Raw genomic sequence first — 15331 nt, forward strand, 5'->3', positions numbered from 1 at the left:
TCGGAGTCTTTGCTTCCTCAAAGCTGATTCGCTCTCCTACCGTATTCTTGGGCAGACGCTCATCTAAGAGGTTGTTTGAAGAAAGAGATTCCATAAAAAGCAAGTAAAAATAGAGCTGGAACGAACGATGCAGTGCTTCTGTACTGTCAATTAGTACAGTCAAATATATGAAAAAGCACATTGTTGACCATCATCTTCCGTATTTTACTTGCTGTGCACGCTTGCTTTAAAACAGCAACCCGCCACTCGTGTCGCGTGGCGGGCGAGGAGAGCGTTTGGGAGTTGGTGGAGCGAAGAGTGGGGGCGCTTCTTCCTCGGGAGGGGCGGGCAGCTCGTCTTCGTCCTGGTCTAAGTTCTCGAATACCCGGTCAATAGCATCTTCGGCAGTGCGTAGCTTCTGCTTGCAGAGTCGGATAAGTTGTGCGGAGCGTTGTACCCGAGCAGTTAGTTCATCTACATCTACGGTGTCGGTTTCCAGAGCGCGCAAAATGGTTTCAAGCTCTGCTATTGCGTCACGATACGTAGTATCCATGGGAAAGTGGTGAAATTATGAAAGGACGAGAAGCTAAGGCCAGGCACGTTGGTCGGGTGCCCGATGAGCACAGCTGGTCTTAGCACACAACATCAATTATAGCTTTTCCTGCGAGGTCAGATGGGAATGCCGTTTTGTTTACTGGCTAAGGCGTCTTTCTGCTGGTTCGCTTTTTCCAGTAACAGCACTTCGGCACGGTGCAACAAGCGCTCGGCCGCTAACTGAAGCTGGTAGCGCTGGTGCAGCAACTGCTCCCGACGCCGGCGGTGCAAGCGGCGGAAGCGGCGGGCCAGTGTAATACCCAAATGCACCAAGCGGCGCTGCTGACCCACGGCCGCCTGGTGGGCAGCGCGTTGGAGAGCATAGCGTTGCTGACCGAGCTGCACCTCTTGCTGCCGCAAGCGCGTCCGCGCCAGCGGCGCGGCGGCCCGCACTCGCTGCCGTAACACGCTGCGCTGGTCCTCTAACTGCTCTTGCGCGGCCAAGTGGGTTCGCCGACCCACTCGGTCGAGGTGGGCCGCGGCCTCCTGAAGCTGCTGCGTCGCCAGTTCCCGAATGCGGCCGGCATACCCGTCATATACAGCATCGAGGCGGGCTAGGCGGTCGGCGAGGAATGCTGCTACGGCAGTAGGGGTTTTCAGCGCCAAGTGCGCCGTGAGGTCAACCACTGCTTCGTCGCGCTCGTGGCCGATACCCGTAAGGATAGGCAGCGGAAAAGCCCCGATGGCGGCTGCCAAACCATAATCATCGAAAGCCAGCAGGTCGGTTTTCGAGCCCCCGCCTCTGATGATAACGACTGCATCGAAGTAGTGGCGGCGTTTGCGGATGGTATCTAGGGCCGCCCGAATGCTGCCCGGTGAGTCTTCGCCTTGCATACTGGCCGGAAATAGCGCCAGCGAAAAAGCATAGGGCGACTCCCCTAGGTGCTGCACAAAATCCTGAAATCCAGCCGCAGTGGGCGAGGAAATGATAGCTAAGCGTTGCGGAGCTAAGGCCAACGGCAAAACACGCTGCCGTTCGAGCAACCCCTTCTCCGCAAGCTTACGCAAAGTTTCGAGGCGCTGCCGGGCCAGCTCACCAACCGTATACGTGGGGTCAATGGCTAGCACATCGAGGCTAAGCCCATACTGCTCGTGAAATTTCACTTGCACCCGCAGCATGATTTTCAGGCCTGGCCGCAGCTCTTGCCCGGTGTGCTCCTCGAACACGGGGGCGAGTTGCTGGTAGCGTTGGCTCCAAATAGTGGCGCGGGCCTGGGCTTTCAGCTGAGCACCGCGGCCGGTCTGGTGCTGGTCGGTGAGGGTGAGGTAGCAATGCGCGCCGTCGAAGCGGGGCAGGGTGAGGTCGGCAATTTCGGCTACCACCCAGTACGAATCGGCGAACCGCTCGCTTAAGCTTTGCTTTACGCGCAGCAACAACTCGGCCAGCGGCAGGGCGACAGGGGGCAAAGAAGAGGATAGACCCGGTTCGGGACGGCGGTTATAGAGCGGTGGCATATGGCCCTAAAGGTACGGCTTATGCGTTGCTGACACTAAGCCGCACGTGCAGGATATGATTTAAGGCCTGTTTTTCTGGAAGAAAGTAATGCCGCCAGGCTGTAGCTGACGCCAAAGCCGGTGGACTGCATTGTCCGCAGACCTCTTTACCAAGCGGTGCAGGTAGTTGGCTCCCAGCCCTGATGTGTATAGTAACGCTTTGGAACGGCGCGTAAGGCAGGATACAACCAGGAAAGCAAACCCCAAGGAAATCGGTGCCGACTTCTTGCCGAAAAGCCGAGCCGGCCGGCCGTGCGGTAGAAGGTTCAAAACCTGCCTACCTTGCGCTCCGTTTTTTACATTCTGTTATGGCTGCTCCGCTTCATTCCTATCTCACCCAGCAAACGCTCACGGTCTTAGTGCCGGTGTACGACGAAGAAGAAAGCTTGCCGCAGTTTGTGATGGAAATGAACAAGTTTTTGGAGCAGACGCCCGTCCCGACCACCGTACTGTTCGTCAACGACGGATCGAAAGACAGTTCTCTGGCGCTATTGCGCGATATCTGTCGGCAAAATCCTCGGTACGAATTTATCAGTCTGAGTTACAACCAAGGCTTGAGCACCGCCATCAAGGCTGGTTTCGACCACTGCCGCAGTACGCTGGTCGGCTACATCGACTCCGACATTCAAACCTCGCCGCTCGATTTTCTGAAGTTCTTCGAATTTCTGCCCGACTACGACATGGTGAATGGCATCCGGGCCAAGCGGCAGGACACGTTCGTGAAAAAGATATCGTCGAAAGTAGCTAATACGGTGCGTCGGACGCTTATCAACGACGGCATCGAGGATACGGGCTGCCCGCTGAAGATTATCAAGATTGAGTACGCCCGCCGGCTTCCGCTGTTTCACGGTATGCACCGCTTTCTGGGGGCTTTGGTGCAGTTGCAGGGTGGGCGCGTGAAGCAACTACCAGTGCAGCACTTTCCACGGTTTGCGGGTACGGCCAAGTACAACCTCTGGAATCGGGCCTGGAAGCCACTCGTGGACACGTTCGGCTTCCGCTGGATCAGGAGCCGCTGGAAAAACTACGAAATAGGAGAGCAGCACCGCGCCGCCGATCATGCTTAGAGTCGAGCAAGTGGCCTTGGGCATTGGGCTAACATCGCAGTTGCTTTTTAGCAGCCGCATTGTGTTGCAATGGGTGCAAAGCGAGCGGGCCAGGCGGGTACTGGTGCCCACGCTGTTCTGGCAGATTAGCTTGGTTTCGTCGTTTCTGATGATCATCTACGGCATGCTGCGCCACGACCCCGTGATACTGGGCGCGCAGCTCATCAGCTACGGCATCTACATCCGCAACCTGCAATTGCTGGGTGAGTGGCGCAAGCTAAGTAACTTGTTTCGGGCTGCGGCCTACGTATTCCCGCTCGCTATGCTGGTTTGGTTTGTGGTTGGCAATCAGCACTTCAGCTTGCGGGCTATGCTCAGCCACGGCATTCCGAGCGGGGTGCTAGCACTCGGAGCTATCGGCCAGACCATCTTTTTGATGCGTTTCGTGTATCAGTGGCTGTACTCGGAACGCAAAGGCGAATCGGTGCTGCCACTCGGCTTTTGGGTGGTGAGCTTCGTGGGTTCTGTCCTGATTTTGACTTATGCCATTCTACGCCACCCCGTTGATACGGTGCTCATCGTGGGCAATATCTTCGGTACGGTGGTTTATGCGCGCAACATTGTATTGATGCGGCGCGAGGGAGTGGCATCGGCGAGCAACGGAGTAGCAAAGTAATCGGGTAAGTCGTTTCAACTACTTAAGGCCAACATGTACTTGGTAACCTTCCTAGCTTAATTACTCACCGGGGTGACTAGTGTTACGCGCCAGCGGCCGTCTTTCCGTTGGCGGTCGAGGTAGAAGCTGTCCACTACTTGCAGACGTACTTGGTTGCGCCACGCGCGCGGGAGTTTCTTGGCGATGTTGGAGCCCGTGAGAACGGCAACTGGACCGCGGGGGCGGACCAGCACGGAGTCGGGGGTGCGGGGCCAACTCGGGGCAGCACGGCCGGCATCCCAAATGCGCTTGATGTGCAGTTCTTCGAGCGTGTACCAGGGCAGACGGGCCAGTGCCGGGTTGCGGCGCAATGCCTCGATATGTCGCAGGCCGGGCTCGGCCCGGCGGTTGGTCCAGAGAGGATAGGCTGGGGCCAGCAAAGCCAGCAGCAAGGCCATAGCCGTGATAGAGCTAGCCATTAGTGCCGGGACCTGGTATTGCCGGAAACCCCACCACACAATAGCGGCCGCCAGCAGCAGGAACACCACTACCGTAACCGCAAACGGAACTGAACCCGGTCCGTAAGCGGCTAGCTTCATAAAAACCAGCACCACCGGAAACAAGCAGCAGGCCACAGCCAACAGCCCGGCCCAAATCCGGACTAGCGTGGCTTCGGGGCGAGGGCGCCGACCATGGCGCAGTACAGTTTCGAGATGCCGCAGCAAGCCACCTATCAGCAGAGCCAGCGGCGGCATAAGTGGCAACAGGTACCGTTCCTTCTTCTCCGGCACCAAGCTCAACAGCAAGAATGCTACTAACAGCCAAGCCAACGCGGCCCGGTAAGGAATGTAGCGCCCGGCCCGGGGACTGGCAAAAGGCACTGCTAGCACCAGCAAGGCTATCGGTGTCCAGATGCCTGTAAATACCGGGAAGTTCCAATATTCCCAGAACGGCTGCACGTGCCGCTCGCCCCAGGAGGTTACTTCAACGCGGGCCACTGCCAACGCCGCGGGGGCGACGGTATGCTGCACGGCCAGATAAATAGGCCAGGCCGTACCCACCGCTAACCCCAAGACCAGAGCCAGCAGCAACCCCCAGCGTCGTGGTGGGCGCACGGGGCCCCGCTCCGGATACAGCCGTAGCACACCGAAGCTTGCCAGGAACGGCAGCAACACGGCATACAGGGCCACAGGGCCTTTGCTTAGCATAGAACCACCCAAAAGCAAGCCGCTCAGCGCAAACCACTTCCAACCTGATTTTTCTGTGAACCAGCCGCGGGCCAAGGCCCAAAGGGAACCGACCAGAAAGCTATTGGCGAATATGTCCCAGTGACCTTCGCGCCCCACGGTAATCACCAGCAGGCTGCTGGCTAGTACCAACGTGGCTAGCCACGCAGTACGGCCCGGCGCTTCCGTTTCGCCCGGCTGCTCCCGAATAAGCTGCCGTGCCAGGCCCCAAAAGAAAAATACCAGTAGGGTGGTCATGATGGCGGCGGGTAGGCGCAGGATGCTGGGGTCCTGGGTGGGGCCTGTTAGTTGCTCGGTGAAGGCCACGGCCCAGGTGGGGAGCGGCGGCTTGGCCACACGCAGGGCGCCGTTCATGGTAGGAATAAGCCAAGAGCCCCCTTCCACCATTTCGCGGGCCGCCACAAAATTGCGCGCCTCCATTAGGTTTACCTCGGGGGCGCCTAAGTGCACGAAGCAACTGAAAAAGCACACGAGCAACACGGTAAACGGCCGCAGCCAGGAAGACGCAGTAAGAGAAGAACGCATGGATTTACTGGATGCTCTGAGTAGCTAGGGGGTAGCAGTTACGTTAAAAAATGATTCGAGCGGCAACTTATAAGCAGCCGTCTTGGATAGCGGTTTCGGCAGTGGAAATTGCCTCTTACTTGTCTAGCACAGCAAACCCTAAGCTACAAGGCCTTGCTAGTTGCTTGCCCTCCGATCAAACTAGCTAGGATGCCGACACCGGCGCCAGTGGCAGAGAAGCCGGGGCCGCCTCCGTTTCTTGCAGCCAGCGCACAAACTGCTCTAATCCTTCGGCTAAGGTTGTTTGGGGGTTGTAGCCGATAAGCTGGCGGGCCTTGCTGATATCGGCATACGTGACTTCTACGTCACCGGCCTGCATGGGGTGCTGGTCGAGTACCGGCGTGACGCCCACGGCCGTGCCCACGGCCGTTATCAAATCAAGCAGCTTAACCGGGCTACTGTTACCGAGGTTAATGGTTTGGTAGGTGCCTGGGTGGGTCAGTAGATAAGCAACCCCACGCGCTATGCCGTCCACGGTGTCGGCTACAAAGGTGTAGTCACGGGCGGTGGAACCATCGCCGTACACGGGTACCGGCTGACCAGCTCGCAACAGGCGCGCAAACTTATGAATAGCTAGGTCGGGGCGTTGGCGAGGACCATACACGGTGAAGAACCGGGCATTCAGCACGTTGAGGTTGTAGAGGTGATGATAGGTGAAGATGAATTGCTCGGCACTTAGCTTGGAAGCGGCGTAAGGCGAAATACACGCCGCCAGCAGCGCCATATCCTCCCGAAACGGCAGCTCCACCGTATTGCCATACACCGACGACGACGACGCGAAAAACAGATTTTTTACTTCCGCTTGCCGCATCCATTCCAGCAAATGCACGGTACTCAGCACGTTGGCTTCGAGGTAGGCCGCCGGCTCGCGCACCGAGGGGCCCACTCCAGCTTTGGCTGCCAAGTGCACTACCACGTCCACCTGCTCGGTAACTAGTGCCGCTGCGAGAGCAGTAGGACCATCTCGCAGATCCAATTCATAAAACACAAAATTTAACTCTCTCAGCGAGGCCGATAAGTTGGCTCGTTTGAGGGCCCGGTCGTAAAACGGGTCAAAATTGTCGAGCCCAATCACGCGGTAGCCGTCGGCTAGTAGCCGTTCGCTTAGGTGAGAACCAATAAAGCCGGCGCAGCCGGTAACTAAGGCAGTAGGCATGAAAAAGCCAGTAAACAACCAAAAAAACGCTCCCATACGGTTAAGCGAAAACACAAAGTAACGATTGTATTAACGAGCAATTCGATCGTGGCTCTGATTATTGAGATGAGAAGAAGATATTCCCTGGAATTTTTAGTACAGCAGCAGAATAGGATTGGTTTTACTTTGTTTATATTTTCTAATTTTTTCAGGTATAACTACCTTTTTACAAATAATAATGTTTTTGTATAAAACTTATTTATTTAGGTACTAGCACTTTAACTTGTTTATAGGTATTCTTCCTTAAATGGGATACTCGATGCAGTTGGTATTGTACTATGCTTGGTATAAATTGGGCAGAAATCAGGGTCGGGCAGCCTTTGATTGAGTTTACCTGTCATCTGTGAGTAGCTACCTGATTTGGGTGTTGGAAATTCTTGTCTCCACCCTAAACAAGCAAACAGCAATGCCTTCGTTATAGCCGCATATCACATCTCAGACCCGAAGAACACACCAACTTTATTCCCATGAAAAAACGCAACAGCATGACGCTAGCAGCCGTGGCTCTTACGGGTTTGACGCTGGCGGCTTGCTCTACTGGTGGCCCCAAATCCCGCCCGGCTACTACTACCATCAAGCCCGATTTAGCTATTCCCAAAGGAGCCGATGTAGCCTCCACTGAGCCAGCCGATGTTAAAGGCGTTGGCCTAAACGTGGCTAACATCGACGCCTCGGCTTCAGCTTGCCAAGATTTCAACCAATACGCCTCGGGCAACTGGTACAAGAACAATCCAATCCCAGCGGCTGAGGTCCGGTGGGGCTCGTTCAATGAGCTTTCTGATAAGAATAATGCGGTGATGCGGCAAATTCTACAGGAAGCCGCTGCCAATACCACCGCCACCAAAGGCAGCAATGCCCAAAAAGTAGGCGACTTTTACGCTTCGGCGATGGATACGGTAGCTATTGAGAAGGCTGGTTTGAAGTACCTACAGCCCGAACTGACTCGTATTCAAGGCATCAAGGACCTGAAAGGGGTACAAGCAGAAATCGTGCGCCAGCAGTTGGCGGGTACCGGGGCCTTCTTCAACATTGGCGTAGGCCAAGACGAGAAGAACAGCACGCAGTACGCCGTCCAAATCTACCAAGGGGGCCTTTCGCTGCCCGACCGAGACTACTACCTCAAAGCCGACGCCCGCTCCAAGTCGATTCAGGCCGCTTACAAAACGTATCTAACCAATACGTTCAAAATGCTGGGCGACAACCCGGCTACCGCCGCTAAAAATGCGGCCACCGTGATGCGGTTGGAAACTCGTTTGGCCAAAGCCAGCAAGAGCCGCGTTGATCTGCGCGACCCCTACGCCAACTACAACAAGATGACGGTAGCTGCTTTCAACAAGCAGTTTCCAAACTTCGGCTTGTCTGCGGCGCTACCGGCCATGAAGCTGGACGCAGCCAAAGAAATTATTGTAGGACAGCCCGCTTTTTTCAAGGAGGAAAGCGCAATGCTGAAGCAGGAGCCCCTGGCTGACTTGAAAACCTATATACGTTGGCACACGGTATCGTCGCTGACATCAGCGCTGCCTAAAGCGTACGGCGACGAAGCTTTTCGCTTTTCACAAGTGCTCAGCGGAGCCAAGCAACAGCAGCCCCGTTGGAAACGCATGAACCGCGCCACCGATGGCGCTTTGGGTGAGGCTTTCGGACAGCTTTACGTTGATAAGGCGTTTACCCCCGAAACCAAAGCCAAGGCGCTGGAGATGGTAAACAACATCCGCGCAGCCATGGCCGACCACATCCGGCAGGTAGACTGGATGAGCGAAACCACCAAGCAAGAAGCCCTGAAAAAGCTGAACGCCTTCACCGTCAAAATCGGCTATCCAGACAAGTGGAAAGACTATTCGGCGCTGACAATCTCGCGGGAGTCCTACCTGAAGAACGTGCTGGCCGCTCGCAAGTGGGCGGCTATGGACAATGCCAGCAAGTTTGGCAAGCCCATCGACCGTAACGAGTGGGGAATGACGCCGCCCACAGTGAATGCCTACTACAACCCGCCGATGAACGAAATTGTGTTCCCGGCCGGCATCATGCAACCGCCCTTCTTCGACCCTAAAGCCGACGATGCCGTAAATTACGGCGGGATGGGCGCCGTTATCGGCCACGAATCACGCACGGTTTCGACGACCAAGGCCGTCAGTACGACGCTGAAGGCAACCTCAAGGACTGGTGGACCAAAGAAGACGCCGACAAGTTCAATCAGCGCGCTGATATGGTCGGCAAGCAGTACTCGGCTTTCCAACCTCTGGACTCGGTGTACGTAAACGGTAAACTAACAATGGGTGAAAACCTGGCGGACCTTGGGGGCCTCAACATTGCCTATTCGGCGCTGCAAAAGCAGCTCACGAAGCAGTATGGCAATGGGCCGCGCCCGAAGTATGATGGCTTGACGCCCGAACAACGTTTCTTCTTATCGTGGGCGCAGGTGTGGCGCACGAATGCCCGGCCAGAATATTTGCGCCAGCAAGTGCAAACCGACCCACACTCGCCAGCGCAGTTCCGCACCAACGGCCCGCTTATGAACATGCCGCAATTCTACGAAGCCTTTGGCTGCAAAGAAGATGCTAAGATGGTACGCGCCCAGACGGAGCGCGCCAAGATTTGGTAAGCACTGCTTACTCCGATTTGATTGTTGGAAAGGCGGCTCGCATTTGTGAGCCGTTTTTTTTGCTCGTTATGCGTTGCCAAACGTTGGTTGGGCGGGCAAACCGGCAGTCGGCAACGCATAACGAGCAACTCCTTTATCTTGCCGCATGCAAAAGACCTTCCACTGGCTTGCTTGGCTGCCCCTGTTGCTAGCCTCCTCTTGCTCGGATTCTGTGCAAGAGCAAGTAGCCAACCCTAAAGTTGGCGACGTGTATGTGGTGCAATTTCAGCCCCAGGGCACCACTGCCACGCGCTACTTTTTCTATCACCTCTACCGCATCACTCCTGACAGTGCCTATCTGCACCCGGCCCGCCAAGATTCTCCCGCCGCCGATGCCGACCTGCGCCAGTTGGCTTTCGAGCCCTCAACTAACAGTATAGCTTACACCCGCGCCGAACTAACGGAACTGCTACAGGAGCAGCCTGGCGACATAACCAAAAGCCGGCTCGTACAAGTACGCCGCCCCTGATGCTCGCGCGTCCGGTATAAGCCTCAGTAGGGTGGAATTGCCGCGCTATTGCACCACTTCTATCTTGATGCCAACATCTTTCTTGGGCCACTTGTAAGGGTCTACGGGCTCGTTGGCTATTTTATCGACGATGTCGAGGCCTTCCACTACTTCGCCAAACACAGTGTACTTACCATCCAAGGACGGAACGCCGCCGACGGTAGCATAGGCTTTTTGTTGTACGGGAGTTAACTGGCGGCCGGCCATAGCCTGGCTTTGATCTGGCGTCATTTTCTGTCCCTGTACGAAGTAGAAATCGGTGTTTGACGAGAGTTGGCCGGGGTTTTCATCGTCGTCGTAGCGCGCCATGCCGAGGGCGCCGCGCTTATGGAAGTGCTGCGGCCGAATTTCGGGCGGCAGGCGGTAGCGAGCCAAGCGGATGGTACGGTGGTCGGAAGCACCGCCCTGCACCGCAAAATCTTTCACAACCCGATTGAACACCGTTTCATCGAACACACCCTTGCGAGACAACAACAAAAAGTTGGCCTTGTGGATCGGGGTGTCGTCGTAGAGTTTCACCCGAATGTCGCCGAGGCGTGTATGCACGATTACCTCCGAGGCCGGGTACTGTTTGCCGTAGGGCAGTAGCAAGGCCGCAGCATTGCTATCCGCTATGGCTGTAAGGGCTGGCCCCGGCACTTGCCGCTCCGCCGATGGCCGAGGGGCAACCGTCTCCGCAACGGGCTGCTGGCGGTTGCAAGCCGAAGCGAGTAGCAGCAAGGAAAGCGAAACCGCAAGGCGTGGGGTAGGAGCAGACATAGGCAGAGCAAACAGGTAGGAAGTACGCAGGCTAGAACGCAAATGAGGTGGCTACCTTCCGGTAGCCACCTCAAACATAGCAATCAGTTGCAATCTGTGGCTACAACCGGATTAGCGGGTTCGTCTTTGCAACTGCTGTAGCACCGAGCTTAGAGCTTCACGCCAAGCTTGCGGGCAATGTCCTTGAACATCTCCGGATCGTAGTCGTCGGCGCCGGGCGAGTTAAGCTGGGGCTCTTCTTCTAATACAGGATAAGGTACGCCTTCGAAACCACCCTGAATTACTTCTAGCGGCTGGCCGTCCTCGGGGTGCTTACCGTTCCAGATAATGCCGGCTTGCTTGTAGTCGTCGGGGCTGAAGGTATAGAGCTTGAGGTGCAGCTTCTGCTCATCTTGCAGCTTCTTAGCCTCCGGAAACTTATCGTTGCTTAGGTCAGGTACGGGTACCAGTTTCGTCACTTCCACACCGGTCAAAAGTTCCAGCGCTTTGGCATACGCTACTACGTGCAAGCCACCGCGCACCAGCAAATAGCCCACGGCTGTGCGGGCGCAGGGATCGGCTACCATTTCGTACACGCGCATCTTGTTGGCACGGGCTCCGCACTCCAGAAAGAAGTTATGCAATAAATCCAGCTTCAGGTTGCCGCTGCTGTGCACGTTCTGGCCAGTCCAGAAATTGCCCATCGAGTCAACCGGCAAGGCCGTTTGAGCGCTATTCAGGAAATGGTAGCTGTTGCGAGCATCCTTGGCATCAGCCAATGGGGCCGGCACTGGGTTTTTGCCCCGCACTGTTTGACCCGTCAGCAGCAAGTTGATAGCGTACGAGAGAGCCTCGATGTGACTGTACTCCTCGGCGGCGATGCTGCAAGTCAAATCGTAGAACGGCCGTAACCGGTTCCGCCCCCGGAAGTTGAACGACTGGAACGTGTAGTTCATTAGTGTGGACATCTCTCCATACTTGCCCCCAAGCAGTTCCTGAATGGCCGCTGCGTCGTTAGGTGAAGGGTTTTTGGGTTTGGGCAGGTCCACGGCCAGCCGGTCATAACGCAAGATCATAGCTCAGAATTTAGGAGTGTGAGGACATTTCCCGAGCCAGCACTAAGCAGACAAGGTTGTCAGGCTTTACGGAGCGGTTATATTGTCGTTATGTTGAGCTTAACTAAACGCACTTTTCGCGCACGTTTTTCCGAGCAGTTAATAAATGTAAATGCCTATAGGAGTGATTGTTAACTTGCTGGTTGTGGGTGTCGTTTCAAGCATGTTATAAAATTCCTCCTTTTCTCATTTTTAGCAAGCCCGGTAGGAAGTAAGAGAAATCCTACGCTTGTTTAAGCCAAGCTGACGCAGGTTGAATGGGTCTGTGATACAGGCGCTGAAAATAAAAAAGGCGCCCTTCGCTTAGCGAAGGGCGCCTTTTCCGGTTGATGAAACGCTTTACCAGCCCGAGCCGGCCGGTGTCCCCCAGCCGTCGTCTTTCTTTTTGGCAGGTTTCTGCTTTTTCTCTTTCTGCTTGGTGTTGCCTTCGGCAGATTTGGATTTCACCTTCACCTTTTCGGCTCCTACCACCGCGGGAGCACCTGGCACAAGGGTGTTGGCCTTTGCGGCGGCAGCGGGAACAGGATCAGCGGGGGAGGCGGTTTCCAGCACTGGCGCGGTCATATCCACCGCCGAGTTGATCTGGTCGGCCTGCACGGTAGCCTTCTCTTTCTCCAACGAAAGGAGCATCTGCTGCGCAACCAACTCGTTGTCTTTCCACACTCCCAACTGCTTGTCTAGGGTTTCTTTTTCTTCTTTAGATTGCTTTTTGGCCAGCAGTTCCGATAGATTAGGGCTGCCACCATCACGCCAGGCGGTTAGCCAAAGCGACGAAACCAGCGCGGGGGCTTGCTTGAGCTGGAAGGCAACCATGCCTCCCACCTCTTTGTGGTAAGCATCAGCAAAGGCATCGGAGTAAGAGCGGCGGGTCTTGCCGTACTTGTGAGAGTACACGTATTTTGTTTCGGGGGTGAAACTGCGCGTTACTTTCTCTTCCATATCGAAAGTAGCCCCCAAAAAGCCGTACGACTTCTGAATTACCTGCCAGATAGCAGATAGTGGATCTTTCAGGTAATTCGCCGACTCGTTGTCGAGCTTGTACTCGGCAATGTGGCGCTCGGGCAGTTTCGACTCCCAGAGGGAGTGCAACCCGTTTTGGTTGGTGAGCTGGCCGTCGTAGTTGACGGTGGTGTGCAGCGGCACGAAAGCATCGGCTACGTAGTGACACAAGTCGGCTGAAAGGCGCACAACGGCCGCGGTGTCGCGGGCTTTGAAAGCGGCCGTGAGGTTGTCTTTCACTTCTATTATTTCCCACGGCACCGTACCATACTTGCGGAGCGTATCGGCTGTGTATTTGGCTTCGGCTTTTTCCCAGGCTTTCGGCATGAGGCCAAACGGGTCGTCGCCGTAGTGGTCCATGTCGATGAAGTGCTTGGGGGCTTCTTTGGGGTCGGAGTCGCGCCGTTCATCGGGAGCCGTAGAAAGCTTCACGATTTCCTTCATATGCCGGAAATAAAACGGCTGCAAGCTGGAAGGCAATCCATACACCGACAACTGTGCAATAGTGCGGTGCGCGAAAAAGCCCCAGCCCGGCGACGTAACCGGCACCAGTAAGGCCAAGCAAAGCAGAACAACAAATGGTTTTTTCATGATGTAGCGGCTATACCCGTAGATAGACTCGTAAAGTTAAGGCGAATAGGCGAGTAAGATGTTGGGTTATTAGGAGATAAGCCTGGTATGAAATCAGGAAAAAACCCAAGCATCAGGCCTGTTTCTCAACAACGTCCCACTGAACTTGGCAATGGCGAGCAGGAGGTTGTTTGTGGACGGATGCTAGACCAAGCATTGCGTTTTTTGCCTAACTAGTTGTCCCGCGTTACTTGTCACCTATTCTTATGGCGCTCATCTCGAAAAAGAAGCTTAGTTACTCGGTTAAGTTGGCGCTGCGCGAGTATTTGCACCAGTACGACCGGGAAACCAAGCTGCCCATCACGTACCGAGACCTCACGTACTTCAGCGGCGCGTTTCCGTTGCTCGACCGGCATGGCAACGACACCTTATGGGAAACGGTGTTCTACGAGCCCCAAACCCTGCGCGAGTTGAGCGAGGGCCTAGCTCAAGTGTACGCCCTGCTTAAAACCGACGGCGACTTGTCGTTCACCGACCATCTGCTGGCCGACCGTATCGACTACTGCCGTTTCGGCAATTCCAACCCGTTTCGGGTGCGCATCGTCAACCGCCTCAACGACAATTACGACTACTTCTACGTGAAAACGGCCGATGCCTCGCGCATCTACGGCCTGGAGCTAGAGCACCTCCTGTCGCCGAACCGCCTAAGCTACCTCGTGAGCGGCGACACGCTGGTGGAAGAGCACATTGCGGGCATTCCCGGCGACGATTTCATTCGGACCCGCATGCCGCAGATGCAGTTCAATCAAGTGCGTATTGCCAAGGAATTCGTGAAATTCAACGAGCGGTGCTTTGCCCGGTTGCTGGGCGATATGCGCTCCTATAATTATGTAATCGTCGTGACCCCCGACCTAGAGGCCGAGCAGTACCGCGTTCGGGCCATCGACTTCGATCAGCAGAGCTACGAAGGCCGCAAAACCATGTATCTGCCGCAGTATTTCAAGGACAATCTGGCCGTGATTCAGATGTGCAGCCGTTTTCTTAAGGCCGAAGCCATCCGCCAGTATCAAACCGAGGAGCGGGTACTGATGCTGCGCCGGGTGCGCCTAGAACGCTACCGCCTCAAAGCCCTCATGGACTGCATGCGCCGCGAAGAGCTAGCGCCGCCCGAAAAAGTAGCTCAACTCAAAAACGAGCTAAACCTGCACCACCAAACCAACGCCTTCAACCGCTGCCGCACTATGGGCGACGTCGTTCGCCAAAATCTAAAGCTGATGCTTGATCTACCCAATAAGTTGGAATAGGTAGATCGGTGAGACGGTGAGTTTGCAGAACAGTGAGATTGATATTTTCACGGCACCAGTAGCCTCAGCAGAACTTGATTTCAGTGGTCTACAAACTCACTTTTTCGCCGTTCAGCTTTGTTTGATTTTAGTGACAATGGCGTCGTTGGCGTGCTGTTCGGCGTAGTTGTCGAGTAGTTCGCCGAGGTGCTGAAAGATGAAGTCTACCGCTAGTTGGCGCACCTTGTCGCAGTTGCCTTCAAACTCTTGGCGCAGCTCTTTGGCGCGGTTCTCGTGCAGAATGGTGAAGTACATGGTGCCAACCGGCTTTTCATCGGATTCGGAGGCGCCGGCACCGCACAGGCCCGTTACGGCAACGCAGATGTCAGCGGTGGGCAAATGCTTGTGCAAGCCCATCACCATTTCGTTGGTGACCTGTTGGCTCTCGGCCGTGTACATGGCCAGGGTTTCCTTCTTCACGCCCAGCAGGCGCTGCTTGGCCACCGGATGATACGTTACGACAGAGCCGAGCAATACCTCACTACTAGCTTCGCCTTTCACAAATTCAGAAGCCAGTAAACCTGCCGTGCAGCTTTCAGCAAAAGCCAAGGTAAGCTTGTACTGCAAAAATTTCTTGAGAAGGGTGTTAAGGTCGGATGGCTTCATGGAGGAAGAAAGGGAAACGCAAATTCATCCCTTTACG

The 15331-nt window shown here is 55.4% G+C and carries 12 protein-coding genes and 1 pseudogene; 5 read left to right on the plus strand and 8 right to left on the minus strand.

The window, feature by feature from the left end; all coding sequences use genetic code 11:
• Positions 1-226 precede the first annotated feature (226 nt).
• Both xseB and xseA read right to left on the minus strand, forming a co-directional pair.
• Positions 227-532, minus strand: a complete 306-nt coding sequence (gene xseB, locus ACFE7X_RS05800; RefSeq protein ID WP_375434722.1) for an exodeoxyribonuclease VII small subunit — start codon at positions 530-532, stop codon at positions 227-229.
• A 116-nt stretch (positions 533-648) separates the two neighbouring features.
• Positions 649-2028 carry an exodeoxyribonuclease VII large subunit gene (xseA, locus tag ACFE7X_RS05805; RefSeq protein WP_375434723.1) on the minus strand — a complete coding sequence of 460 codons (1380 nt, stop codon included), beginning with the start codon at positions 2026-2028 and terminating at the stop codon, positions 649-651.
• A 347-nt stretch (positions 2029-2375) separates the two neighbouring features.
• Between xseA and ACFE7X_RS05810 the strand changes: the two genes are divergently transcribed.
• Both ACFE7X_RS05810 and ACFE7X_RS05815 read left to right on the plus strand, forming a co-directional pair.
• Positions 2376-3134 carry a glycosyltransferase gene (locus ACFE7X_RS05810; protein ID WP_375434724.1) on the plus strand — a complete coding sequence of 253 codons (759 nt, stop codon included), beginning with the start codon at positions 2376-2378 and terminating at the stop codon, positions 3132-3134.
• The gene (locus tag ACFE7X_RS05815; RefSeq protein WP_375434725.1) at positions 3127-3789 is read left to right on the plus strand and encodes a lipid-A-disaccharide synthase N-terminal domain-containing protein; all 663 of its coding nucleotides are present in this window, start codon (positions 3127-3129) and stop codon (positions 3787-3789) included. Before ACFE7X_RS05810 ends, ACFE7X_RS05815 begins: the two co-directional genes overlap by 8 nt.
• Positions 3790-3845: 56 nt before the next feature.
• Here the strand turns inward: ACFE7X_RS05815 and ACFE7X_RS05820 are convergent, their stop codons facing one another.
• Together ACFE7X_RS05820 and ACFE7X_RS05825 are read right to left on the minus strand one after the other, a co-directional pair.
• The gene (locus ACFE7X_RS05820; protein ID WP_375434726.1) at positions 3846-5540 is read right to left on the minus strand and encodes an ArnT family glycosyltransferase; all 1695 of its coding nucleotides are present in this window, start codon (positions 5538-5540) and stop codon (positions 3846-3848) included.
• A gap of 184 nt (positions 5541-5724) precedes the next feature.
• Positions 5725-6735, minus strand: a complete 1011-nt coding sequence (locus ACFE7X_RS05825; protein ID WP_375434727.1) for a GDP-mannose 4,6-dehydratase — start codon at positions 6733-6735, stop codon at positions 5725-5727.
• 524 nt (positions 6736-7259) lie between these two features.
• Here ACFE7X_RS05825 and ACFE7X_RS05830 point away from each other — a divergent pair.
• A pseudogene (locus ACFE7X_RS05830) lies at positions 7260-9376 on the plus strand (M13 family metallopeptidase).
• Between the two features lie 145 nt (positions 9377-9521).
• Entirely contained in the window at positions 9522-9884 is a 363-nt protein-coding gene (locus ACFE7X_RS05835; protein ID WP_375434728.1) for a hypothetical protein, read from the plus strand.
• A gap of 45 nt (positions 9885-9929) precedes the next feature.
• Here the strand turns inward: ACFE7X_RS05835 and ACFE7X_RS05840 are convergent, their stop codons facing one another.
• The 3 genes from ACFE7X_RS05840 to ACFE7X_RS05850 form a co-directional block, all read right to left on the minus strand.
• Positions 9930-10682 (minus strand): peptidylprolyl isomerase, encoded by a 753-nt coding sequence (locus tag ACFE7X_RS05840; protein WP_375434729.1) that lies wholly within the window; start codon positions 10680-10682, stop codon positions 9930-9932.
• 149 nt (positions 10683-10831) lie between these two features.
• Positions 10832-11737 (minus strand): manganese catalase family protein, encoded by a 906-nt coding sequence (locus ACFE7X_RS05845; protein ID WP_375434730.1) that lies wholly within the window; start codon positions 11735-11737, stop codon positions 10832-10834.
• Positions 11738-12115: 378 nt separating this feature from the next.
• Entirely contained in the window at positions 12116-13366 is a 1251-nt protein-coding gene (locus tag ACFE7X_RS05850) for a zinc dependent phospholipase C family protein (RefSeq protein ID WP_375434731.1), read from the minus strand.
• 245 nt (positions 13367-13611) lie between these two features.
• On the opposite strand from ACFE7X_RS05850, the gene ACFE7X_RS05855 reads away from it, so the two are divergent.
• Positions 13612-14649: a hypothetical protein gene (locus tag ACFE7X_RS05855; RefSeq protein WP_375434732.1), complete on the plus strand. Its 1038-nt coding sequence runs from the start codon at positions 13612-13614 to the stop codon at positions 14647-14649.
• Positions 14650-14760: 111 nt separating this feature from the next.
• Here the strand turns inward: ACFE7X_RS05855 and ACFE7X_RS05860 are convergent, their stop codons facing one another.
• Complete coding sequence (locus tag ACFE7X_RS05860) at positions 14761-15294, minus strand: CinA family protein (RefSeq protein WP_375434733.1); 534 nt, start codon at positions 15292-15294, stop codon at positions 14761-14763.
• Positions 15295-15331 lie beyond the last annotated feature (37 nt).

This window comes from uncultured Hymenobacter sp. (assembly GCF_964242765.1).
Classification (GTDB): Bacteria; Bacteroidota; Bacteroidia; order Cytophagales; family Hymenobacteraceae; genus Hymenobacter.